15 protein-coding genes and 1 riboswitch are annotated in these 24,318 nt (G+C 62.7%); of the genes, 7 read left to right on the top strand and 8 right to left on the bottom strand.

Going from position 1 to position 24,318, the window contains the following annotated elements; all coding sequences use genetic code 11:
- Nucleotides 1-941: 941 nt before the first annotated feature.
- The 5 genes from ACYQ6J_RS16275 (at nt 942) to crcB (ending at nt 8,081) form a co-directional block, all read left to right on the top strand.
- Nucleotides 942-1,691, top strand: a complete 750-nt coding sequence (locus ACYQ6J_RS16275; RefSeq protein WP_460185247.1) for a sugar phosphate isomerase/epimerase family protein — start codon at nt 942-944, stop codon at nt 1,689-1,691.
- Between the two features lie 568 nt (nt 1,692-2,259).
- Nucleotides 2,260-2,766, top strand: coding sequence for a hypothetical protein (locus ACYQ6J_RS16270; RefSeq protein WP_460185246.1), 507 nt, complete (start codon nt 2,260-2,262; stop codon nt 2,764-2,766).
- Between the two features lie 91 nt (nt 2,767-2,857).
- Nucleotides 2,858-5,944: a type II and III secretion system protein family protein gene (locus ACYQ6J_RS16265; protein ID WP_460185245.1), complete on the top strand. Its 3,087-nt coding sequence runs from the start codon at nt 2,858-2,860 to the stop codon at nt 5,942-5,944.
- A gap of 93 nt (nt 5,945-6,037) precedes the next feature.
- Complete coding sequence (locus ACYQ6J_RS16260; RefSeq protein WP_460182412.1) at nt 6,038-6,625, top strand: hypothetical protein; 588 nt, start codon at nt 6,038-6,040, stop codon at nt 6,623-6,625.
- 801 nt (nt 6,626-7,426) lie between these two features.
- Nucleotides 7,427-7,493, top strand: a riboswitch (Fluoride riboswitch).
- 120 nt (nt 7,494-7,613) lie between these two features.
- Complete coding sequence (gene crcB / locus ACYQ6J_RS16255; protein ID WP_460185244.1) at nt 7,614-8,081, top strand: fluoride efflux transporter CrcB; 468 nt, start codon at nt 7,614-7,616, stop codon at nt 8,079-8,081.
- Nucleotides 8,082-8,185: 104 nt separating this feature from the next.
- Here the strand turns inward: crcB and ACYQ6J_RS16250 are convergent, their stop codons facing one another.
- The 5 genes from ACYQ6J_RS16250 to ACYQ6J_RS16230 form a co-directional block, all read right to left on the bottom strand.
- Entirely contained in the window at nt 8,186-9,082 is an 897-nt protein-coding gene (locus ACYQ6J_RS16250; RefSeq protein ID WP_460185243.1) for a serine/threonine protein kinase, read from the bottom strand.
- Nucleotides 9,083-9,303: 221 nt separating this feature from the next.
- Nucleotides 9,304-10,203, bottom strand: coding sequence for an acetyl-CoA carboxylase, carboxyltransferase subunit beta (gene accD / locus ACYQ6J_RS16245; protein ID WP_460185242.1), 900 nt, complete (start codon nt 10,201-10,203; stop codon nt 9,304-9,306).
- Nucleotides 10,204-10,508: 305 nt separating this feature from the next.
- Nucleotides 10,509-13,421: a secretin N-terminal domain-containing protein gene (locus ACYQ6J_RS16240; protein WP_460185241.1), complete on the bottom strand. Its 2,913-nt coding sequence runs from the start codon at nt 13,419-13,421 to the stop codon at nt 10,509-10,511.
- A 415-nt stretch (nt 13,422-13,836) separates the two neighbouring features.
- Entirely contained in the window at nt 13,837-15,027 is a 1,191-nt protein-coding gene (locus ACYQ6J_RS16235; RefSeq protein ID WP_460185240.1) for a HEAT repeat domain-containing protein, read from the bottom strand.
- A 311-nt stretch (nt 15,028-15,338) separates the two neighbouring features.
- Nucleotides 15,339-17,711, bottom strand: a complete 2,373-nt coding sequence (locus ACYQ6J_RS16230) for a S1C family serine protease (RefSeq protein ID WP_460185239.1) — start codon at nt 17,709-17,711, stop codon at nt 15,339-15,341.
- A 611-nt stretch (nt 17,712-18,322) separates the two neighbouring features.
- Between ACYQ6J_RS16230 and ACYQ6J_RS16225 the strand changes: the two genes are divergently transcribed.
- Complete coding sequence (locus ACYQ6J_RS16225) at nt 18,323-20,407, top strand: DNA topoisomerase VI subunit B (RefSeq protein ID WP_460185238.1); 2,085 nt, start codon at nt 18,323-18,325, stop codon at nt 20,405-20,407.
- Nucleotides 20,408-20,485: 78 nt separating this feature from the next.
- Here ACYQ6J_RS16225 and ACYQ6J_RS16220 read toward each other — a convergent pair whose 3' ends face one another.
- The 3 genes from ACYQ6J_RS16220 to tadA form a co-directional block, all read right to left on the bottom strand.
- Nucleotides 20,486-20,983 carry a dual specificity protein phosphatase family protein gene (locus ACYQ6J_RS16220; protein ID WP_460185237.1) on the bottom strand — a complete coding sequence of 166 codons (498 nt, stop codon included), beginning with the start codon at nt 20,981-20,983 and terminating at the stop codon, nt 20,486-20,488.
- 73 nt (nt 20,984-21,056) lie between these two features.
- Entirely contained in the window at nt 21,057-22,445 is a 1,389-nt protein-coding gene (locus tag ACYQ6J_RS16215) for a Gfo/Idh/MocA family protein (RefSeq protein WP_460185236.1), read from the bottom strand.
- A gap of 310 nt (nt 22,446-22,755) precedes the next feature.
- The gene (tadA, locus tag ACYQ6J_RS16210) at nt 22,756-23,271 is read right to left on the bottom strand and encodes a tRNA adenosine(34) deaminase TadA (RefSeq protein WP_460185235.1); all 516 of its coding nucleotides are present in this window, start codon (nt 23,269-23,271) and stop codon (nt 22,756-22,758) included.
- Between the two features lie 185 nt (nt 23,272-23,456).
- Between tadA and ACYQ6J_RS16205 the strand changes: the two genes are divergently transcribed.
- Entirely contained in the window at nt 23,457-24,296 is an 840-nt protein-coding gene (locus tag ACYQ6J_RS16205; protein ID WP_460185234.1) for a sugar phosphate isomerase/epimerase family protein, read from the top strand.
- Nucleotides 24,297-24,318 lie beyond the last annotated feature (22 nt).

The following is a 24,318-nucleotide window of genomic DNA, read 5'->3' as shown; positions in this document are numbered from 1 at the left end:
TAGACTTTGTGCCCGCCGCGTGATTGCAAGACCCGCCGGCCAAGACTCGGGCCGCAGGGAACGAAACTCGCCGCAAGTCGTTCTCGGCTCGTGCGAGGTGTCCCGAGGTGGACCTGAAAGCCAATCCACCGTGACCGACAAAGATTCCATCCAATAGAACTCTTCAATCTACGGGATCGGAGCTTAACCGTCAATGAACCCGTTTTTTCAGGGGGATTACCACCCCACCCGAATAGGTCTACGTCGGCCGTCCTTTTGCATGTCACCCCGGATGCCCGATCCGCATGTCCTCTTGAAGCGGCCCAGGCCAATAGACGGAAACTCTCCGAAAACCGCACCGGGTTGTTACGAAACCGGCCGGGCGAGGGATCGACTGCACCATGACTCGCGCCTTCGATAGCTCGGCACAGGGCTCTCTGGGGTTTCCCCGCATCCCCGCTTCGGCCGCGTTCAGAGTACTCCAGAGCCCCCCACCGGCGATTCGTTGCGCGTTCACCACGGGTCCGCCTCGCCAAGTCGTTCGCCCGGATTGCGGTTGTTACCCACACATAGAAATGTCATCTAATTCTCATAATTCTCACGAATACAAATATCCCCGGCCAGGGGTTCAGGGAACTGCCGAATCTGGCGGCGGAGCGGAAGACGAGCGGAGCGAGTCCGAAGCGGAGACGCCCAATTGGACCGGGCCGAAGCGGCGGCCGGCAAGGCGGGGCGTCTCGGATGCGGGGGCGTCGCCTCAGCCGGTGTTGCCAAAAGGCGCGTTAGAGCGGTAAGCTGCATGCTACGATCGGCGACAGTGAGGATCGCCGAGGTGTGACAACCAATTAATGAGATTCTAATTTCCACGGAACGTCATACGCGACCGATGTGCGACGCCTTTCAGCGGTGCGCGCTCCTGCTCGGTCGGTTGGAAGATACGCCCCCTCAGGAGGAGGTGCCTGGTGTTTGTTGCCGTTACGACTCGGTGTTTCGCCGATCTGCCTCTGGCGACCGCCTTCGAGCGGTTGAGCGACCTCGAGTTTTCCGCCGTGGAGATCATGCTGCACGAGGCCGACGGCCATCTCAAACCGTCCCAGGTGGCCGACGATTTCGAGTCCGCCGTAGCCCTCTGCCGCAAGACCTTTCGTTTGACGCCTGTGGCGTACAGCTTTGATACCGACGCGACCGGCGAGGAGTACTTTCGCCGATTTGCCGCGTGCTGCAAGCTGGCCAAGGCGACCCGGGTCGTGCCGATCGTCGTGCGTTCCAGTGAACTGGGGACGCCGTTCAACGAGGAGGTGGAGCGACTCCAGCGCATGGTGGCGATCGCGCACCTCGAGGAAGTCGTGGTCAGCCTGTTGACCGAGACCGGACGCATGAGCGAGTCGCCCGATACCTTGGCCGTCTTGTGCAACCACGCCAAAGGCTTGGGGATCACGCTCGACCCCAGTTATTTCATCTACGGCCGAGAAAATCCCCCCTCCATGGAACCACTGTACAAGCATGTCCGCCACGTGCGCCTGCGAGATACGAAGAAGGACAAGTTCCAGGTCCGCGTGGGGCAGGGAGAGGTGGAATACGGGAAACTGATCGCGCGGCTGGAACGCTACGGGTACAGGCAGGCGCTGTCGATCGACATAGCCCCGCAACCCGACGTCGATCAAGCGGCGGAGTTGCGAAAGTTCCGCCTCCTACTGGAAAGCCTTCTCTGATCGTGTGCCGTTAAGGCATCTGCCGTGAAATCCGCCTTTTGAGGTTTTCCCCGACCCCAACCGCCTCGAATCCGAGCGGTTTTCTTCCCAAGTTTCCCGTCATAAAGTCGTGCGTCAGCCGACGCGAGGGATACTCCGCTTCGGCCGGTTCCCCCTCTTCAGCGGATCGGTCGTGCTTTCTGGCGCGGTTGCTCCTGCCGTAATCGTAATTTTGGATTTACAGACTCTGCGGCTTTTTGCGGTTATCAGGGAGGATTCTTGACCAGGGCGGCCATCCAATCCCCCTAGCCTTCTCATCTTGGCCGAATTTTCCGAGCGTTCTCACTATGCTCGATGGCAACGATTTGACGATTATGAGCAAAGCAGCCGATGTAAAGAAGCCGCCGATGATTTGCGATTCATCAGCGGTAGGCCTTGAGAGGATCACGTTGGGACGAACGAAGGGAAGTGTTGTATCGGCAAGTAAGGCTAAATGAACAATTCCGGTAGTTTTGGCGGCGGGTCTGTGTCCTTGGGATGGAAGATCCAAGCCTCAACCGCGTCCATGATCCGCGTGAGGGTTGAACACATGAAAAAAGTTTCATTGCTTGTTGAATACGGCCTGCTGGTCGTCGGAATGCTTGTGACGACGGGGGACGCCGTGTTGGGGCAAGATACGGCATCCGCCGCAGCGGACGCCGGGACGGCGGTCGTCTCCTCAAGCCCGTTGGCCGAGGCACAGTCGTGTGCCGATTGCTGCCCGGTCTGCGGTTGTCCAAAGCATGTGCACAAAGACGCCTTGATCGCGGGCTTCAACTGTGGTTGCCGGGGCAGTTACAAGTTTCCCGTGCCGCCGCGGTTCACGTATCACTGGCCGGGCATGTACGCCCAGCAAACCATGACGGGCTACTGGAGTCCGTATCGCTATCCGTCGCTGAAGATGCCGCCGTGGATGCACCGTCCGGATACGTCGGCGGCGCAGGAATGGCATCCCATCCCTCAATCGGCCGCCCCGCAATCCGCAGGCTCTCCCAGCGACGCCCATCCGGAGCCGAGTCCGTTACCCAGCGGTCCAGCGCCGGTTCCGATGCCGTAAATTGACCAAGCACGCGACCATGTCGGCGGTAGGTCCAAGACCGAGACGTGCCGCCGGAACGGGTTGTTCTCCCTCCGACTTGAATTGAGCCATGAAACTTCCGTTCTCACAAAATCGACGGCGGTACTTCCGGCAGCAGGATCCGTGCGAGCCGAGGCGTGCGACGTCTTCACGCTCTCGGACGGTGATCCTCGCCGCGGCGGCGGGTTGCGGTTTGGCAGTGGCTTTGGGTTGGGCCGTCGCATCGCGAGGTTGGGCCGACCAGCCAAGCACGAAGGGGACTGTATCTCCCGTTCCCTTGGAGATTCGGATAAACGCCGCTCAACCTCTCGCCGCGTCACGGAGCCGGCCCGCGGAAGCGGCCTCGCCGACTGCGCCGAAGGCCGCGGCGGAGTTGACGATCCGAGACGCCTCAACTGCCGCCGATCCCTCCCAGGCGGGGCGAGATGTCGGCGAAGTCGTACTCGATTTGGGAGCCGAACAATCCACCGGACACCGCACGCAAGCCATCGGTACTGAAGCGGCCTCCGCCGAGATACAGCGCCGCGACAATGCGGATCGCACAGTCGCCGCCGGTCCGGAAATTTGGGTGGAGGACGCGCCGGAGTTGGAGGAATTGCCCGGTAAAGCGACCGCCAAGGTTCAGCCCACCGTCCCCGAAGTCGCTAGCGGAGCGGCTCCCCCGTTCGCCGAGGGGGCAGGGAAGGCGACGTCCGAACGAGCGTCGTTGCCGGATTGCGCGGAGGTCGAGCGCCTGAGCCTATCCGGCACGGGCGGGGCGGTAATGCTTCACTTGCGACCGACGGAGAAGTTTGCGAGCACGCCGTTCGCCTCCGCCGAGTCGCGCCCCTCGCGGAATGAGTTGTGGATGCGGGACGCGGCGATTCGCGAATCGGCCATGAACCGCGGCGCCGTGCGGGCTTGCTTGCCCTGGCTCTCTCCGACCGTCATGGGAAACCTGCGACGGGAATCGCCCGGTCGGGTGCCGCTGCCCTCGTCTCTTGCCGCCGCGAGCGACCGGACGCAACACGTTTCATCCTGCCTGGCGCCGAGGAACGATCGCGATTGGATCGCGGAACCGGCCATCGAGGAGATCGTAATCCGCGACCGAGAGTTACGGTTGGTCGCCGGGCAGGAGCGGGTGGCGACGGAAGGAGTCGAGCAGGTCGCAAACGGCGTCCGAGATTCCCAGGGCTTGGTGCAAACCGGTTTGGATTGGCCCGCCGCCGATACGCGGGTCATGGAATCTCGAACCGACTTCGGGTTCGCCGAGGGAAAAGAGGCGTCGGCACGCTTCTTGCCCGGCGTCACGGCGCCGCCCCGAGAGTCAACGGCTGATCTGAAGGTCATGACTTCGCATCCGCCGGTGGGAGCAGGCCCGGTGGAATTGCCCGTGAACTCCGAATTGCCGGCGCCGCGGTATTCTTCGATCTCGAGCTGGAACAATCCGCAGCGGAGCGAGGCACCCGGCAGTAGTCGGGACGCGATGCCGACGACCGGTGCGGAGCGAGATACGACCGCCGTTGGCAGCCGGCAGGACCGCAACCGCAATGCGACGTTGAACACCGTGGTGACGGAATCGAGTCCTCACAGCGGCGACGGAACGCCGGGGATGAAAGTGCTGGAGTTCTCCCCCTCCCAATCCGCGGCGGCAAGCGCGGCGACGCCGTTGCAGCAAGCCCCGGGCTTCGCGGAAATGCGGGTCGAGGAAACCTCGTCCGGCGCAAGTCTCGTGGAGGAAGTACCTTCATCGCAAGAGCATGAAATGGCTGGGGAACTTCTCGCCGCTCCTTTCGAAATCATCGAGGAGTCGGGGGAGTTGACGGTGATCGTGCGGCGGAGCAAGTTGTTGCGGACCAAGGTGGACGTCTACCGTACGGCGGTGGTCGATCCGGCGGTCTGCGACGTGAGCCAGTTTACGCCCCGCGAGATCGCGATTCTGGGCAAGGGGCAGGGGGCCACGCACGTCACGTTCTGGTTCGCCGACGAACGCTATCGCCCGGTCACGTACCTGGTCCGCGTGAAGCCCGACCCCGAGATCGAAAAGCAGCAGACCGAGCGTTACTCCCTGCTGCAATCGCACCTGGCCCGACTGTTCCCGGAAAGCAAGGTCGAACTGACGGCGGTGGGGGACAAGCTGATCGTGCGGGGCCAGGCCCGGGATGCCGCCGAGGCCGCCCAAATCATGGCCGTGATCCGGGGCGAATTGGTCCGGGCCCGGGGCGTGGCCGAGGGACAGGCCGACGACCCGGTGGGCCGTATGGCCGCCGGTCAGGACCTGCCCGCCCTCCAAGTCATCAACCTGCTTCGCATTCCCGGTCCGGCGCAAGTCGCCTTGAAGGTCAAGATCGCGGAGTTGAATCGCACGGCGGCCCGCAACTTCGGCGTGGACATGAAGCTCAATCTCGATCAGGGCAAGTTCCTGATCCAATCGCTGCTGAATCTGAGTTCCTCGGGGACGGCCTCGATCCTGGGGACCTTCGACGGCGGAGACTTGAAATTCGGCATCCATTACCTGGAGGAGCACGGCGTGCTGCGGATGCTCAGCGAACCGACCTTGGTGACGCTGAGCGGTCGGCCCGCCACCTTCATCGCGGGCGGCGAGTTCGCCGTACCGACCGCGGTGGGCGTGAACGGGGTGGGGGCGGTGACCACGGACTTCCGGGCCTACGGGGCGATCATCACCTTCCTCCCCACGGTCCTCGATAAGGACCTCATCCGCCTGGAGGTCTCGCCGGAGTTCAGCCAGATCGACAACAAGAACAAGGTCAACGGGACGCCGGGCCTGCGGACTCGGGCGGTGACCACCACGGTGGAGATGCGGGAGGGCCAGACCCTGGCCTTGGCCGGGTTGCTGGACGACTCGATGTCGGGCAACAACCAGGGGGACCTGCCGATCGTGGCCCAGATCTTCGGTCGCCGCAGCATGTCCCGCAACGAGACGGAGTTGATCATCCTGGTAACGCCGGAGCTGGTCCACCCCATGGAACCGGAGGAGACGCCGCCGCTGCCGGGCTTCGACGTCACGGAACCGACGAACCACGAGTTCTTCATCAAGGGACACCTGGAGGGTCGGCCCACGGCGGAGTACGACGGCACGACGTGGCCCAATCTCCGTCGGCGTTACAACGCGGGCGGTCCGGCGATGATTTCCGGACCCTTCGGTCACGGAGACTGAAGGCCGCGGGCCGGAGATTCAGGCGGCTTCGCGCGGGATCGCGCGAGCCCGGGAAAACAGGCGGAAAGCGAAACAAGACCCGGAGCGTGAGCCATGGAACGGCGTCGGTCGGATCAGAGAGATGCGAGTCCGCGATCGCGGCGAAGGCGAGCGGAGGTGATGGGCGGGTTGGCCTTGCTGCTGCTGTTGAGCGGTTGCCACGGCGCGATGCGGGAGGCCAAGCAGGGACCGGGCTACGATCGCCCCTTCCCCTTGGGCCAGGTCACCGACGCCCATTGGGAGACGATGCAGACCAACGCCGAGGCGGGCGACTTCATCTTCTACGACCATGAATTCGTGGGGCAGACGGCGGAACTGACGCCGCTGGGCCGCAAGCACCTGCTCTCGGCGGCCTTGCGACTGCCGCACGTTCCCTTCCCGGTGGTGGTCGAGGAATTGCCGGACGAGAAGAACCCGGCCTTGGATCAGGCCCGGCGCGAGGCGATCGTGAACCTGCTGGTGGAGTTGGGCTATCCGCGAGAGGAGATCGACGGTCGGGTGATCACAGCCCCCGGTTTCACTGCCGGTCTGAGCGCCGTGGAGGGCGAGGCCGCCTACTACCGCACGCTGAACGACACCTACGGCACGGGTGTTGGCTACGGCGGCGGCTACGGTCGCTCCTTCGGGGGAATCCGAAGGTAACGCGAACCGAAAGCTCGGCGTGTTGAGAAAAACATGCCGCAGACGCGGACCGGGCGCGGAAACCTTTCTATTGGATTACGTTTATTCCAATACGATCTTTCGCGCAGCCGGATCGAATCGAGCGACTTTGCTTCGGACTCGCTCTCCTCCTCGCGCGGCATCCCCGGACGTCGCCGCCGCGAGCTTTCCTCCCCGTGTGGACTGCGTTTCGCCGCTGACTGTGGAGTGCGGCTAACTGTGGAGTGCGGCGGCTCGCCGCCGCCGTTCCAAGCGGCAGCATTGCTGCCTCACTCCAGACCCGCTGCCGCACTCCAAACCCGAACCCGCTCCCGCACTCCAGACCCTTCGGAAGATTGATAGAGACATTGCCATTCGCGCCGAAAGGGGGCATTTCTGTTCGGGTATAACACCCAAACAATCGAAATACTCGCCGCCTATGCCCTGCCGTCCCCGAAGGCTGTTAGCACGCCCGCGAACGCTTCGTTTGGTGGTAGCTCATCCCCAACATCTCACCCGCATTCAACAGCGTGATATCTCGTGATACGGTGCATTTTCATTGAACTGAAAACCTCCAGCCGCGCATGCTTTTTCGCACTCATCGGTAATGTCCTCGCGTCACCCCTCCATCAGAGGGGTGGCGTGGGCATTTCTATTCAGGGTGCAAGGAGGCATTATCTTTTGGGGTTAATCGGGGATGCCGATTCTCACCCTATGCCCGCTACGCCGCTACTTAACGCCGCCCAAAAAACTGGGCCACAGGCTCAACTGCCGCTTGACCGGCGGTCGATGATGGAGTAGGATTGTGCTGAAGGCGATGGGGTTCGCCTTTAACCGCAGTCGAGTTGCTGCTAATGACCCCTACTTGGTTGAGCCGGGTGGGGGTCTTTCCGTATAGAGACCTCGCCAGGCTCCCGGTCAGGCGGGGTCTTTTGCTTTCGGCCTTCCCCGCGTAACCGTGGAATTGATTCCGCTTGTGAGTCTTTGCACCATGAAGGCTTCCCGGAGACGCCAAGACGCCATGGGCACATTGCAATTCGCTTCCGCGTTGGTTTGGGGGCTCGTTACCAGTCACGTAACCCTCATCGGCATGGGCGGAGGAATCGGTTCCGCCGCGCGGTACATCATCGGCCGCGCGATCCACGAAAACGGTTGGACGCACCATTTTCCGCTGGGTACGTTCCTGGTCAACTTTTTCGGCTCGCTCCTGCTGGGCTTTTTGATGGGCCTGGTCTGGGAGCGGCAGCCCACTTCCATGGCCGGTTGGTTCAGCTTTTTGGGAACCGGCTTTTGCGGCGGGTTCACCACGTTCTCGACCCTACAATGGGAAACGCTCGATTTGGCGCGTCGCGGACAGCACATGGTTGCCCTGATCAACGTCGGCGGGAGCGTAGCGGCGGGATTCGTCGGCATCGCGCTGGGCGTGGTCCTGGGGATTTGGCTGCGGCCTGCTTCGTGATTGCGCCCTTGCCGCCGCCGACGAGCGGAGGCGTTTTCACCTGTTGTGACTGATTGCGCGGAGAGTCCCGCGGCGAGGGGTTCTCGCGTGTTCGACGGTCGCCCTCAAAGATCCGTCGAGGGCAGGTCGGCGATGCGAGCCAAGAACTCGGGCATCGAGGGGCAGCGCTTTTCCTTGTCGGGCTCGATGCAGGCGTGGATCGCGGCGGCCAAGTCGGGGTGAATTTGGGGCCGACGGCGTCGGATATCGACGGGCGGGGTGTTGTGGCTCATCGCCGCCATACCCGTCGTGCCGCGTTCCCACGGCAATTCCAGCGTCAGCATCTCGTAGATCGAGACGCCGTAGGAAAAGATGTCGAGGCGTTCGTCCTTGGGGTAGCGACGCACCACTTCCGGGGCCATGTAGTTGGGCGTGCCGGAACGATTGCCTGGTTGCATGAAGGGCGGCGTGGCGGGCACCGTCAAGCCGAAATCCGTCAGCTTCAGTATCCGCAAATCGCCCGTAAACATCAGGTTGCGCGGGCAAATATCGTGATGGATGTACCCCAGTTCGTGGATCATTGCCACGGCCTCCGCCGATTGCCGAATGTAAGGCAAGAGCGGTCGTTCGCGCAGCACGGGGCTATTGGAGACGATATGGGCATGCAAGATCCCGCCCGATAGATACTCCATCACCAAATACGGTTCGTCGGCGGTGGTCCAACCGTACTCGTACGTTTCCACGATGAAGGGATGGATGAATTGCGTGGCGATCTCGCCCTCGCTGGGCTTATTGAGTCCGCGAAAGCGGGCCTCGTGGGCGGCCACCTTGGCCGGATCCGCGATCTTCAGCCCCACGACCTGGCCGCGTTCCCGATCTCGGGCGACGTAGAACTTCGACATCGTCCCGGCCACGCCCTCTCGAAGAATCTCGAACCGCTTGCGGACGTCGAGTTTGCGCCGAGCGGCGCCCCGCGCGGCCCGTTTGCCGCCGAAGAGGGACTGAAGGAATTGCCAGACCATCGTTGCTCTCGCCGTTGCCGCGGGCCGGTGAACCCGCCTCACCAGGAAGGGAAAGCGTTCCGCGACCACGATTGCCTATTTGCCGCACCGCTCCTCGGTCCGACGACAGTCGTCTCATCCGGTGCCGCCCGAGGCGAATCCCGGCAGGTGCGACCGGATCGGTCGCCCGAACTCCGGAGCAATCGGACCTTCCAACGGCACGCGCGGCCGGTTGCGGAGGCCTATTTGCCGCAGTAGTCGATCAATCGGGCCAGTTCGCTCTTCAAATCAGGCCGGCGAACGATCCGATCGATGAAGCCGTGCTCCAGCAAAAACTCGCTGGTCTGGAACCCCTTGGGCAACTCGATCCGGATCGTTGCCATGATGGTACGCGGCCCGGCAAACCCGATCAGGGCCTTAGGCTCCGCGATGACGATGTCCCCAAGCGAGGCGAAACTGGCGGCCACCCCCCCCATCGTGGGATTGGTGAGAACCGAGATGTACAGCCCGCCTGCCGCGCTGTACCGGGCCAAAGCCGCCGAGGTCTTCGCCATCTGCATGAGGGACAGCATGCCCTCCTGCATTCGAGCGCCGCCGCCGGAACCGGAGACGATGATCAGCGGCAACCCCAACTCTTGAGCGCGTTCGGTAAGCCGAGCCAATTTTTCGCCGACGACGGAACCCATGCTACCCATCATGTAGGCCGAGTCGGTAACGCCGATGGCGACGCGCCGGGCACGAATCATACCCATGCCCACCAGCACCGCGTCTTTGAGGCCGGTCCGCTGCTGTTCCCGGCGAATGCGCTCCTTGTAGGATATCTTGTCCACGAACTCAATGGGATCGCACGGTTCCAAGTCGGCGAACCACTCTTCGAACGTTCCCTCATCCAAAAGTTGCGCTAGACGATCTCTTGCCGACACGTACCAATGGTAATCGCACTCGGGACAGACGCCCATCAGGCGGTCCACGTCCTTGCGAAAGACCGTGCTATTGCACCCGGGACAGCGAATCCACAGTCCGGCGGGCACGCCCCTTTTCGGGCGTTTTGCGACGTTCTGCCAACCGTTGATTTCTCCACCGGGAGCGTATTTCTCTTGAGCGGCAGGAGCCGCGGGGCTTTCCGATTTGCCTTCGCTCATGCGTCGCCTCAAAAAAGATCAAAATAAGGGAGGTAGGAAATGAACGGCCCGTTCGAGCAACCGCAGGGATCGAGCGCAGCCACCCGTCTTACTCGTTTCGGTCAGGGCCCGAAGATGAATTTAGCTCTATTTTGCCCGAATTCACAGCTTAAGTCCAGGCACAATTTGGCGCAAAACCACCCATTGGAGTGGAACGCGGTGCCTTCCGCTGCGAGCCGATTTATTGAGGCTATCCGCCCATCAAGAGGGTAATAGCAACCTGCGAACGGTCAGAGTGTCGCGGTTGAGACACCCAAAGGCTGCGGTTATCGCTGCGGAGGTGACTGCTCTCGGCTACGACTACCGGGGGGGATTGTGCTGGAGCCGGGTTTCTTCTCATTCGATCTATCCTTTCCAGCACTCCCCGTCCCCAATAGATCTCCCAATGAACGTTTCACGCTCTCCGCGCTCACACCCGGGCCGAGCTTGATGACTTCAACCGCCTCCTGAACCGGTTCCGCCGCCTGATCCAGTTCTTGGATCAGTTTGCGGATGTCGTTCATCAGATACACCGGCGCCGATACCAACAGCGTATTCGAAAGATCGTCCACGCCCATCGACAGCAGGCCCTTGAATCTCGGGGTTCGCGCATCGCCCTGACCGCCGTCCAGAAAGAGGAAGATGCCGCCCCGGTTGTCGCGACGGTTTTCGTCTGGGCTGAGCAGATCGCGATAGACCTCCCTCACGGCGGCGGCCACCTGCGACGCCTTCGAATAGCGAATCCGAAAAATCTCCGTCACGCGCACCGATTCCGAATCTTGCGGCGGCGGCTGATCGTAGAACTGGATGATCTCTTCGATTTGTGCCAATTGCCGTGCGTCGGCGTTCTGCACCAATACCGAATTGGAGTCCAAGTCCGCCACGAATTTGACGGGCCGGCGACTCGATAAGCGCGAGGATTCCTTCGTCTCGTCTCGCGGGGACATCCAGGGGTCATAATAGTACCAATACGGCATCCGAGATTCGGTCTTCTTTTCGGAAAACAGCGTTTCCAACACCTTCACCACGTTGTCGGCCCAGGCGTAGCGAAGGCGAAAGATGCGGTAATCGGACTTGGCGGGCACCAGGTCACGCAGCAAGAAATCGAGAAGCTCCAATGCCCGAGGGTCTTCGCAAGTGATCAGAATTTTACCGTCGGGCGTTTGAGCGACGATCAGCGGCGGAGGGCTGGGCGAGGCCGTGGCGGAATCGGGGGCGTCTTGCGGCGGTTCCTCCGGGAGCGGTTCTCTGGTGAGCACGGCAGCCCACGCTTCGATCTTTGCACCGGGCGGATCGCCCAACTCCGCAGTCGTCTCGGGGAGCGTCACCCCGGCATTTCGCCGCGGGTCCGCGGTTCGATCACCTTCAAGTTGGGGTTGCGGGGAGGGTTGGTTCGGCGCATCGGGCGAGGTCGGTTTCGGGGCCTGTTCGATGCGGATCGGGTTGGGTGCCACCGCCGGCCATTGGCGGCGCAATGCGTCCAAGACCTCCGCCGCGTCTTCCGGAGAGAGGCCTTCGAGGACGCGGACGCGGTTGGCCGCCGAATCGCCCGCCGGCATCTCGCCCAGCTTGACCAAGAGGTTTTGCACCTCCTGAATTTCGATTTCATTGGCCCACAGCAGCAAGCGGTTGTTTTCTACGTCGGCATCCACCCGAAATTCGTTAGGGTTCTTCTTCGGCTGTCTCTGGCGATCTCGCTCCCAGGGCGGCAACCAAGCGGGAAGGCTGGACTCCGTCTCGCGCTGTCCCCCCATCATGAAGTCGATCGTCCCGGCCACGTAATCGGCGGGCAAACGGCGCAATTGAATCACCTCGAAGCGTCTGCCGCTGCCGTCCAATCGCTCGATCACCGCCCGAATCGTCACGTGATCGGCCAAGGGCGCGTAGACGATCAGGGCGTTGTTGGCCTTGTCCACTTCGATCCGCGCGGAGGGGTCCAGCCCGCCCAACTCTTCCAGCGTCTTGGCCAGCGGTTCGGGATCGACGGCGGCCAGGCGATACACTTGCCAGCGCGACATCCCGGCAAGAAAGGCCCCGGTGTCCGAGGGCACGTCCAGAATCTTGACCGCCTGCTCGATGACGGCCATTTTGTCGGGCGGGGCCTGCGCCACAATGGAATTGCGACGTTTGTTGACCACGAAGTTGGCGTCGGGCTGGGGCGCAAAACCCACCGGTCGCTTGCCGCCCGTCTGGGGGCCGCCGGGGACGTTCTGCATCTGCTGCATCTGCTGCTGGGCCGCCATCATGGCCTGTTGAATCTGCTGCATTTGCTGCGGATTCATGCCCGGCGGCATCGGAAACCCGCTCTGCTTCGCGCCCAGCAGGTCTTTCAGTTGCTCCGCCGTCTCTTCCGCTCGGGCGTATTGGAGGACGAACTCTCGGACCAACCGCTCTTGCCCCTTGGGCGATTGCTCCTCGCGAAGCAGAAGCGCCAATTCGCGGAGGTTTACTACCGCGTCCATGGCCTCCAAACGATTGGTCGTTGGAAGAGGGAGCAGCTTTCCGCGAGGGCTGAGATACGGCTTGAACTCCTCCGCCGCCTTGTCGGCCAGGATCCAATCCAGGGCGAACGATACTCGGACGAAATCGAAGTCCGGCAGGCGATCCAGGTCTTCCAGCGAGACGCGCGGGACCAAACCGGGGTCCACTTTCTCCAAATTCACCACCATCAGCACCTCGCCTCGGCGGATCATGGTGAAGCCGCGATGGAACAAGTGCTGGTTGATGAGGTCGCGCATTTCCTCCACGGTGTAGCTCTCGCGGGTGACCAGGTTGAGATAGTCGCCCGGCAGTTCCCGCCAGTCCAAACTCATCCCGGAGATGTCGGCCAGCCATTCCATGATCTTGGGCCAGGGCTGGTTGCGGAAGTTGACGCGGACCCTGCCCGTCTCGTCCGGGCGGACCTTCAATTCCTCGGGGTCCGGCGGCGATTCCGGTTCAGTGGGGCGATTGACGACGCCGCCGGGGGCGTTTTCCTCCGGCTTCTTGCCGGATGGCTCCGCGCGTTGAGAAGTGTCTTTCGACGGGCTTCCCTCGGGTTTGGCCTGAGGCGACGAGGTTGGCGGTTGCGTGCCGTTCTCCGTGCCCGGTTTGCTTTCCACAGGAGACGAATCGGCGGCCTTGATTGCGGGCTGAGCGACGACCGGCGCCGGAGCGGCATCCCCGACGGGGGCGGGAACGGCCCCTGCCTGCTTTTCCACGGTCTCCACTGTCAACGCCGCCTGCGCAAAAGCCGTTCTCTCGGCCGCGCAGAGCGTTGCGGCAAGCATCAACCACAATACGAGCGACGTTCGCCCCGGCCATGCGCAATGGCCTCGCGACGGAACCTTCGTTTCACGTGGGCACATGGTTCTGCTTTCGCGAATCGGCACCGCTCCCCCAAGCAGAAGGCATCGAGTCGCACGAGCGGCGAAGCATGATCGCACCGATCGCGCGACGAACCGCCTCACGGACTTCAACCTCTCAATTCATTGTCAACCGGAAAAGAGACATTGTCCACGCAAAAAGCGGATTTTTTTGCGTGGACGTGGCGACAAGACCGGGGATCGCGGTGCGACGGAGATCGTACGACTCGCCGCTAGGTTATTTGTCTAGGTTACGAGTATCACCGCTCAGTCACTCGTCCTCTTCCGCCTCCAATTGCGCCTTCAATTCGGCAGGCAAGTCGGTGTTGGGGAAACCGGCGGCGTGGAGCTTGTTCAAGGCCCAAGCGGCGCGGCCCGGCCATTCGGGGAACTCCTGGGACTGCTCGGTCAAACCCGCGCGGAGCGCCGGGATGGCGCCCTCCGCGGCGGGCCCCATCTCCAAGAGCAAAGCCATGGCCTCGTCTCCGTAAGTGCCCTCTCGCAGATCCCGCACGATGGCGTCGATGGCCGGTTGGGATTCCCCCCGAATCCGCCACAAGGCCCAATAGACCACGGAGGCGGGAAAGACCGGTCGCTTTTGATGGGACTCCAGGATGGCGGTCGCCGCCCGCTCGCCAACCGCCGGGCCGATTCGCCCCAGGGCCTGGATCGCCTGTTCGCGCACCGGTTGGAGGGGATCATCGACGGCCTCGATCAAGGCGTTGACGGCTTCGGTGCCGATGTCCGGCCCAAGTTTGCCCAGGGCCGCCGCCGCATTGCGCTTGACCGATGCCGCCCCGTTCTTCAGCCGATCGACGAGATCGGGCACCGCCTCCAAGGCAGCGGGAGCCCCGATCGCCCCCAAAGCGCGGCACGACCAGTACTGCGTGTGAAAGTCCTCCGAGAAGAGCTGTTTTCGGAGCAGGGGCACGGCGGGCGCGGATGCCGGGCCGATGCTCATCAGCGCCCCGATCACGGCGCGGCGATAGCGGGCATCGTCTTTTTCCAGCAGTTCGATCAGACGCGGCACGGCCTGGGCGCCGGCGGCGCCGATCTCGTAGATTCCCAAGCAACCATAGGCCGTCTGCTTGGGATCGTCGCTCTTCAGCAGTTCCATCAAGGCCGGAACCGCAGCCTCCTTGTATCGCCCCAAGGCCTGAGAGGCCAATATCCAGTTGGGCCTTTGCCAATTTCCGCCGTCGTCGTCCAAGGCTCGAATCAAAGCCGGCACGGCGATGTCCGCGCCAGCGGGGGCCGTCTGGGCCAATCCCCGAAGAGCCGCGCGGCGAACTTCGGGGTCCTTATCGGCCAGGGCTTGGACCAATTCCGGGACGGCCTCAGCCCCTTTCTTTGCCAAATCGGCCAAGGCTGCCGCCCGCTCCGCCGCCGTGCGTGAATCCTTCGCCGCCGCAGACCCTTCCGTCGCCTCGGCCTCTTGGGCTGCGTCGGGTTCCGCGGCCATCGGGCCGACACCTCGACCGGGCACAAGCAAGAGCCATAAACCCAAAAGTCCCACCGTCACGACCGCGACAAATCGCTTGCGCAACAATCCCGTCGGCCGGGGGCGAGACGCTACAAGGCTACGACCCGATCCGTCTTCATATCCGCAATCCGCACGCTGATGAGGCACGATGGAGACCCTCCGCCAACGAGGAACAAGACACGGTCCCACGACTCCGCCGCCCGGCGGCGACGAAAGCGGGACGCCATATCATGGTACCGGATCGGGAAAGCCCCGGCGACCGATTGCGGCGGCCAAAAGGACCGGCCGGTCTATTCGTAACCGGCCTCTTCGACATGAAGCTGATCGACCAGTCGTTCCACCAATGCTTTGACCGAGTCTTTCTGATCGTAAAAGGCCTTCGAGTAATATTGGTAATTGGTGGGAGGGTTTTCCGCCAAGCCCTTGGCTCGGCTGACTGCTCGGCGGAGATCGTCCAACGACTTGAGGGCGTCTTCGGGCAAGCGTCCGCCGCTGCGGAGGGCCTCGAAGCGTTCGTCCAGTTGATTGGAACACGCCCGCACGATCCGAGAGACCTCGGGGCCTTCCAACAACGATAGCAAGGCACTCGCTTCCTCCGGCGGGATCAGGTCCACCTGTTTGATTTGGCGTAAAGCCGAGGCGGGAATGCGGCGAAAACGGATGTTTATCTCTTGCTCTCGGACGGCGGGCGGCACGTTGGCGCAGAACTTGATGAAATGCAGCGCCCAAAGCATCGCCGATCGCCGCAAAATGACTCTCGCGTTATGCCAAACCTCCACTTTGCCCACTTCGGCCGACGCGGCCGACTGCGCGTGGGCCAGGGCCTCGGCAACGACCGGGGCGGGCACCGCGAAGGCGATTCCCCGACCCGAGGCGAAACCGGCCTGCGACACGACGCTCCGATCCAAACGCGTCATGGCCTTGCGGATCTCGTCTTCTCCCTTGTCGGTGGCCTTCATGGCGATGATGCCCACGACCTCGCCGCTCCAGCTCAAGACCGGCCCGCCGCTGCTACCCGGACTGATCTCGGCGTGAATTTGGTAGAAGTCGCACCCGCCCGTGTGAACCAGTGCGCTGATCCGCCCCGTCGTGACGGCGTCGCGCAACAATATCCCGGTTTCCCCCAAGGACGGATTTCCGATGACGACGACCTGATCCCCGCGTTTCATCTCGTAATCAGAGCGGAATGGGATGGGCGGTGCGGAAACCTGCGCCTCCAAAAGGCAGATGTCGCGGAGACCGTCCTCGTATAGGATCCGCGAAGCGCGGAACGATTGCGATCGTTGCGAGCCGAACGACAACTTGATTTCGTCGGCGAAGGCATCCGCCGTGACGTGGGCGTTTGTGGCGATAATGTTATCCGCCAGGACGAACCCGGAACCCGAACCCAGCGGCGTCTCGATCAGGCAGACCGACTCCTTGCGGCGTTGCGATTCCTCCGGAGCAGGCTCCGCGGGAGCAAGTCGCGGCGGTGCGTAGTCCCTCGGAGAAGATGCGACTTCCTCGCTCGCCGGGGCCATGGCCTCGCCGCCTTGCCCAACGGGTACTCCCGCGGTGGCACGAGGCGGCGGAGACCCGGGCGGATGATCCATTCCCGAGCCTAAGTTGCGTTCGTCGAAGAAGACGGGCGGCCTGGACGGTCGGGACGGCGGCGCGGTCGCCGCGGCGATCTCGTCCGCCGTCAAGGGTTCCAACACGGCCCGAGAAATCCGAAAACGCGTGTTGGCCGAATACACCGTCAGCGATATCCGATCTCCCGGTATTCCCGTCCAGAAGCGGGAGTCTAATTGCACGGAATCGGGCGAACCGCTCCACGTGTAGGTCAGCCGATTGCCGTCACAGCGCAGCGACAACTTCGCCATGCTTACCAGGCACGTAATCTCCGTAGGCTTGCCTGGAAGAAACACGGTTCCGCGAAGGGAACCGGGACTCTGATCCGCGGTCATTCCGCGCACCAGATTCAAACCCGTGACTTTCTTTCCGAATCCCTCCAGCACGAACATCGCCGGACGTCCGCCGAACGGAACCACCAAGTTCAACGCCTCTTGCCCTTGAATCCGTTCCGCGACGATCGTGAGTTTGAAGTTACCCTCCACACGGTACGGAAAGGTCAACACGGTCAGGGCCTGCGGGGGAGAGACCAACGCGTCCCCTTCCCGCTGCCAGACGCCGTCTCGGGAATCCCGCTCCGGAACCACCATCGCCAGTAAGTCGGTGACATGCGAAGTCGCCGCGGATGTCGAGGCGCTTACGGGAACGGTGACGGCTTGCGTGGCCGAGGGTTCCGGCGGCGTTGTCGCCGGATTCGCAGGACTGGAGGAGGGGGCGGTCACCCCGCCGACGGCCTGGCCGTCCGCGCTCTGTACGATGGGAGCAGGAGACGAAGCGACCATGCTCCCTGAAGGCGAAGTCGTCCCGCCGCCCTTGTTCGCTGCCGCGGCGGAATCTACCGGACTGGGAACCGCAGTCGCCGGAGGCGTGTTTTCCGACTTCGGTTCCGACCGCCCATTTTCCTGAACCGGTGATTCTCGTTGAACCACGAATTGATCGGCCGACCGATCGAGTTCTGCGTCGAATCCGCGACCGCACCCGATCGCAACCACACTCGCCATCACCCCTAGATGAGCGACGACACACGCCAGGGTAAACTTCGTTCCGGGCATACTCGTCCCCCACGTCGTCTTTGAACTCCGCTTCCGACGGCACCTTATCTCGCCGAATTCGACCAAGCCGAAGCGAGCCGATCCATTTGGAAGAAGCGATGAGAACCTTCGACGAGACAACCCCTTTCCGCCGAATCACGAGGCGACGGCCGCCGCGCGGACTTGAGCGGAGAAGCAATCCACAGCCAACGCGAGCAAGTCCGCTGCTTACTTCTTTCCGCTCGATATTTTAGCGGTTCCAATAGTCCCCGCAAACGGTTTTCGTCAGGTCGGCGACCCGGCAAATCTCGGCGCAGAACCGCGCAAAGCGTGCTTTCGACCGCAGCGGACGGGCATGGCTGGGAGGCAACGCGCATCGCAGTACCCCGGCGACTTTACCGGTCTGCGCGCCACCATGCGATCCGGACGTCACCCGGGGCGACCTTTTCCCGCGTTCCCCTATCTGGTACCTTCGCAAGGAAGGCGGACCGTGACGGAATCACGACGCAAGGCCCATCGCGCGTCGCCGCTTTTCGTCCCGCCGCCGTTCGCGCATGATTTTGCCGGGCGAAGCACCGCCCGGCGGAAACGGCCCGTTCCCGGGCACGGATGTTTGCTGGGAGTCAGCCGCATTGGCTACATTGATCTTCGAAAACCAGGATTCCTCTTCCCCTTCTCCGGCCGAGACGGAGAACCCGGCAACGCCCCCGACCGGCGGCAACGGTACGCCGCGACGGAGTCGCGTCACCGCCGAATCCTTGGCCTCCAAGCAGCGGGAAATCTCGGTCAGTGAATTTTTCGCCAAGAACCGGCACCTCTTGGGCTTCGACAATCCCCGCAAGGCCTTACTCACCACCGTCAAGGAGGCGGTGGACAACGCCTTGGACGCTTGCGAAGAGGCGGGACTGTTGCCGGAAATCCGGGTCCGAATCGAAGCGGTGTCCGAGAACCGATTTCGCGTCAGCGTGCAAGACAACGGGCCGGGCATCGTCAAGAAGCAAATCCCCTTGATCTTCGGCAAGCTCCTGTACGGTTCCAAGTTCCACCGGCTAAGGCAAAGTCGCGGGCAACAGGGAATCGGCATCAGCGCGGCGGGGATGTATGGTTTGCTGACGACGGGCCGACCCGTCAGCATTGTCAGTCGCACCGGCCCTAAGAAGCCCGTCCACTTCTATCAGATCCAGATCGACACCAAGCACAATCGCCCCGAGATCGTCAACGGCAAGGGCGAGGGCGTCGATATTCCGCCGAACGACGGCGCCGCCGAATTCCTCCGCGAGCATCAACTCCACTGGCAAGACGTCGATCACGGCACGCTCGTGGCCATCGAACTGGAGGCCAAGTATCAACGCGGTCGAGGGAGCGTGGACGAGTATCTGGAACAGACCGCCATCGCCAACCCGCACGTGACGTTGCACTATCACGATCCGGACGGCAAGACGCATGAGTATCCGCGGGTGGCGGAGATTCTGCCCGCCGAACCGAAGGAAATCAAACCGCACCCTTACGGCGTGGAATTGGGCACGCTGATTACCATGCTGAAAGACTCCAAGTCCGGCACGCTGGGCCGCTTTTTGACGGAGTCTTTTTCCCGCATCAGTCCCGCCGTGGCCAAGCGGATCGCGCAGGCGGCGTCGTTGAGCATTCGCACCAACCCCAAGCGATTGGGCCGCGCCCAGGCCGAGGCGCTGTTCCACGCGCTGCAAAACGAAAAGGTGCAGTCGCCCGCGGTGGACTGCCTCTCGCCCATCGGCGAGGAACTGATCTTGCGAGGCATGCGGCAAATGGTGCCGGGGGAGTTCTACACGGCGGTGACCCGCCCGCCCGCCGTCTACCGCGGCAACCCATTCCAAGTCGAAGTAGGGCTGACCTACGGCGGCGGACCGGCAACGTATCGCGTATCTCGGGAACTCCTGGAAGAGCTTTTGGCGGAGACCGACGCCCGCACGCTCCGCCAATTCCTCACCACCACCTTCGACGGCGTGGGGCCGGACGGGGCCGACAAACTGCTGCGCGAGGCGAGACTGCGGGCCAGGATGTCGCCCGGTCGTCTCAAGACCCGAGAACGCGAACAACTTTTCGAGGCCCTACGGCGCGTCAATCTGAGCGAGGGCCAGACCATGAACGTCTTGCGCTACGCGAACCGCGTCCCGCTCCTGTTCCAGGCCGGGGCCTGCGCCATTACGCAAACGGTCATGAGCACGAATTGGCGGGCGTACGGACTAACGCAATCGCGCAACGCGCTGCCTTCCGGTCCCGTCACCCTGATGGTCCACATCGCCAGCGTCTGGGTCCCTTTTACCAGCGAATCCAAGGAGGCCGTCGCAGGTTATCCTGAAATTCAAAAGGAATTGCGATTGGCCTTTCAGGCCGTGGGACGACGTTTGGGCATGTATCTCCGCCGCCGCGACCGCGTGAAAACGCAGGGCGAACGACGGAACATCTTCCTCCGCTACCTTCGCGAGGTCGCCGACGCCGTGGCGGTCATTCGCGGCGTGGACCGCGACGAAATTCACGGCCATTTGATGCAGGTCGCCAAGCGTGTGACCGCCGCCGCCGACATGAAACTCGATGAACACGGCAACCCCATTGTCGAGGAAGGCGAGGAGGACTTCGCGGGCCCGGTGCTGATCGTGTCGCAAGAGGAAAACGCGGCCCCCATCGCGCCGGACAAACGCCCCGAAGAGGTCCAAACGCGATTGTTTACCGACGAGTAACACGGCTCGGCGGCACCGTACCGCAGCGCGGCCCGGGCATGCGGCACCGAGCGGGTGACGATTCTCGCGATTATTCGCTTATCCTTGCGCCGGGCGAGCCTTGCCCGCGCGAAGCGGTAGAAAGGCCGGGCGAGGCTGAGACCGGACCGCGTCCGTGAAGGGATCGCAAGCGTGGCGACCGCACACGAGTCGCACCGCCTGTTCCAAATCCAACCCCCGAACCCAATGCAGGTAGGCAACCACCGCTGTGGGAGAGCGGTTCGTTCCCGCCGTACAGTGGACGTACACGGTGTGCCCCGACTCGATCAGTTCGTCCAATCGCGCCACGACTTTGGGGAGTCGGTTGGCCAGATCATCGATGTCGAAATCGCGGATCGGTTCGCGGATTTCCAAGATGCCGGCCTTTTTCAGTTCCGCTTCCACCGCGGTGCGGTTCTCGTGGTTCCAAAGAATGTCCTCGTCGGTTTGTAGATTCAAGACCGCCGTAACGCCGGCCTCCCGCAACGTCCGCACATCTTCGGCGTCGGCGGGAAAACTTCCCACCCAAAGGCGGTCCAAGATCGGGTTCAGTCGCATGCGTGCCTCGTATTGAAGGGTCCATCCTTGGCGCGGGAGTACGACGCCGACGGGCAAGGGACCGCCGGCATCCTCAAACGGTCTCGGGAATGACGAACGGTTCCCGGTAGGTCCGCTTGAAGAGCGGCGCAGCCTCGGCGGGTTGCGACACCTGCTCGGTTTCGGGATCGATCGTCAACTTCACCCCGCCCAACCGATAACTGATGTTGGCGTAATGGATCCACAGCGCGCTGAGGTGCCCTTCCTCGACGTCGGCGTTGGGGCGATTGCGCGAACGGATGCAAGAGATGAAGTTCTCCTTGTGCTCGGGATCGGGGAACCGTCCGTAGGCTTGGGCCGCTACCACCGGTTGACGCGACTTGGGCCGATCGAAGACTTGCCACCCTCCCCCGTGACGCCCCACGAACATCACGCCTTCCGAACCGTAGATTTCGATCCGCGTGGCGCACTGCTGCCAAAGAGGGAACATGTCGCTGTTGCGCACCTCGGGGTCGATCTTGAGCATGTAGGGCGTGTACAAGGTCAATTCGAAAGAGACCGTCAAGCCGTCGAATTCGTAGACCGCGATCTGCGTGTCGGGCGTCTCCGCCGCACCCTCCTCATGGAATCGCCCACCCACCGAGTAAACGGTCTTGGGGTAGGTCACTCCCAAGAGCCAGCGGGCGAGGTCGATCTGATGGCTGGAGTCGTTCGCGATGTCGCCGCCCGAGTAACGCCAGAAATGATGCCAGTTGCGGTGGTAATTTCGGTTGTAGCGGGCCTCGGGGGCGGGGCCGTTCCAGATGTCCCAGTTCAATCCGGCGGGAGGATCGCTGTCCGGCACGACCGGGAAATTGCCCCAGTATTTTTGGTCGAAGATGCGGCAAAAGTGGATCTTCCCCAATTTGCCCGAGGTGATGTACTCCTTGGCCTGGAAGTTGTACGGCGCGCTGCGATTCTGCGTACCGATCTGCACGACGCGACCGTACTTTCGGGCGGCCTCGGTCATTTTTCGCCCTTCCCATGCGTTGTGCGAGGCGGGTTTCTCGACGTACACATCCTTGCCCGCCTGACAGGCCCAAACCGTGGAGGGCGCATGCCAATGATCGGGCGTGGCCGAAACGATGGCGTGTACGTCCTTGTCCTCCAGGGCACGGCGGAAATCATCCACCACCTTCGGCGCGATGCCGCCTTGAAGTTCGGTCAGGGTCTTGGCCAACGCTTCCGCTCGGGGCAGGTCGGGATCGCAGCAATACAGAACACGGCAATCGCCGCGCCGGGCGAAATCCGGTCCCAAACCGCCGGCACGACCGCCGCAACCCACCATCGCCAAGTTCACGCGATCGTTGGCTTCAGCGGCATAAACCGATCCGGCGCCGGGTAAGATCGTCAGTCCGGCGGCGATTCCGCCCTGGGCCAGGAAGCCTCGGCGTGACAAACCGTTCTTTTCCAAGCGACGCAGGTCGGATCTGTAATCGGCCATGAGGGTATCCTCTCGCGTGGGGCTGGATTCGGGACTGCTCCGAAATCGGCGTGCGACGCGCCGTGCGGAAAATCTCGCAAGGCGCTCGCGTGACGACACCAAGCGTTCCCGCGTATCCTCCGCCCGCACCCGATTCCGGCGGGGGCACGGGTCGAGCGAGCCTTGCCGCAAAGCTTGGCGCCTTCGAAGTTCGCCTCGATTCGGGCGTTCGACGCGTCGGCGACACCGAACATCATGGGAAAAGCCGATGGCCAAGTCAAGTCGCCGGCAGTGACTTCGCGGGATTTCGATGACGCCTGGGCGCCCGCCGTCACTTCTTGCCGAGCGCCCGTTGCTTGCGAAAGAATTCGGACAGCACCGCCCCGCATCGCTCGGCCAACACGCCTCCGCGAATTTCGCAGCGATGGTTGAGCCTTGGATCTTCCAATAGTCTGTAAAGAGACCGCACGGCGCCGGCCTTGGGATCGTCGGCGCCGTAAACCACTCGCGGGATTCTGGCTTGCAATACCGCGCCGGCGCACATGGGGCACGGTTCCAACGTGACGTACAGGGTGCAGTTTTCCAGTCGCCACGAGTTCAGCGAATCGGCGGCCTGCGTGACGGCAATCATTTCGGCGTGGGCGGTGGGGTCGCGCAATCGCTCTCGCTGATTGTGCGCCGCCGCCACCACGCGCCCGGCATGGACGATGACGGCCCCCACCGGGACTTCGTCCTCCGCGGCGGCCTCTTCCGCCTGTTGCAGGGCAAGCATCATGAAGTGCTCGTCGAGCAGGTCCGCCGTCTCGTCTTGCGGTGGTTCCTCGCCCGAAAAGGCGGACAACATCATCGGCTCCCGATATTCTTTGTCACGACGGGCGCAGCGACTTGACCCTCGGCCGCGCAATACTTTCTTTTCCCGCCCCCCTTCGATATTCTATGAAAATCGCCGGGCGCTCCGTAGGGGTCGGAGTCCTCCGGTCGAGGCCGGTCGCGTCATCGGGAAGGTCTTCCGTCACTCAAAAAGGAGGCATCATGCGATTCGCCATCTGCAACGAGACGTTCACCGATCGCTCACTGGAGGCGGGCTTCGAGGCCGCCGCTCAATTGGGCTACGAAGGCGTCGAATTGGCCCCCTTCACCCTTGCCCCCTACATCACCGAAGTCTCGCCCGCACGCCGCCGTGAAATCCGGCAAGCCATCGAATCCTTTGGGTTGAAGACGGTCGGCCTGCACTGGCTCCTGGCCAAGACCGAGGGTTATCACCTCAGCAGTCCCGACGTCATGGTCCGCCGCCGCACCACCGAGTACCTCCTCGAGTTGATTCGTGCCTGTGCGGAATTGGGCGGCAACGTGCTGGTCTTCGGTTCACCGCAGCAACGGAGCATTTTGCCCGGCGTGGAACGCCGACAGGCCGAGGACTACGCCGTCGAGGTACTCAACGGCTTGCATAAGGAGTTGGAGCGGACCGGCGTGGTCCTGGCCTTAGAACCGCTTTCGCCGCAGGAAACGAATTTTCTCAATACGGCCGAGGAAACGGTGCAACTGGCACGGCGACTAGGATCCCCGAACATCAAACTGCATCTCGATTGCAAGGCCATGAGTTCCGAATCGGTGCCTATCCCGGAGCTTTTGCGGCGGCACCGCGACGACATGGCGCACTTCCACGCCAACGACCCGAATCGGCAAGGTCCCGGTTTCGGATCGCTGGACTTCATTCCCATCTTCCGCGCCTTGCGCGAGATCGACTATTCGGGCTGGGTGTCGGTCGAAGTCTTCGACTACACGCCCGGTCCGCAGCGATTGGCCGATGAAAGCCTATCCTACATGAAGCGGTGCCTGGCCGCCTTGGACGCATCGCCTGCGAGCGATTGAAGCGACTCCGCGTTTCGCGCCC

Source organism: Thermopirellula anaerolimosa (assembly GCF_054657335.1).
The sequence above is the reverse complement of the archived record's forward strand: the minus strand, read 5'-3'. Positions and strand labels throughout refer to the sequence as shown.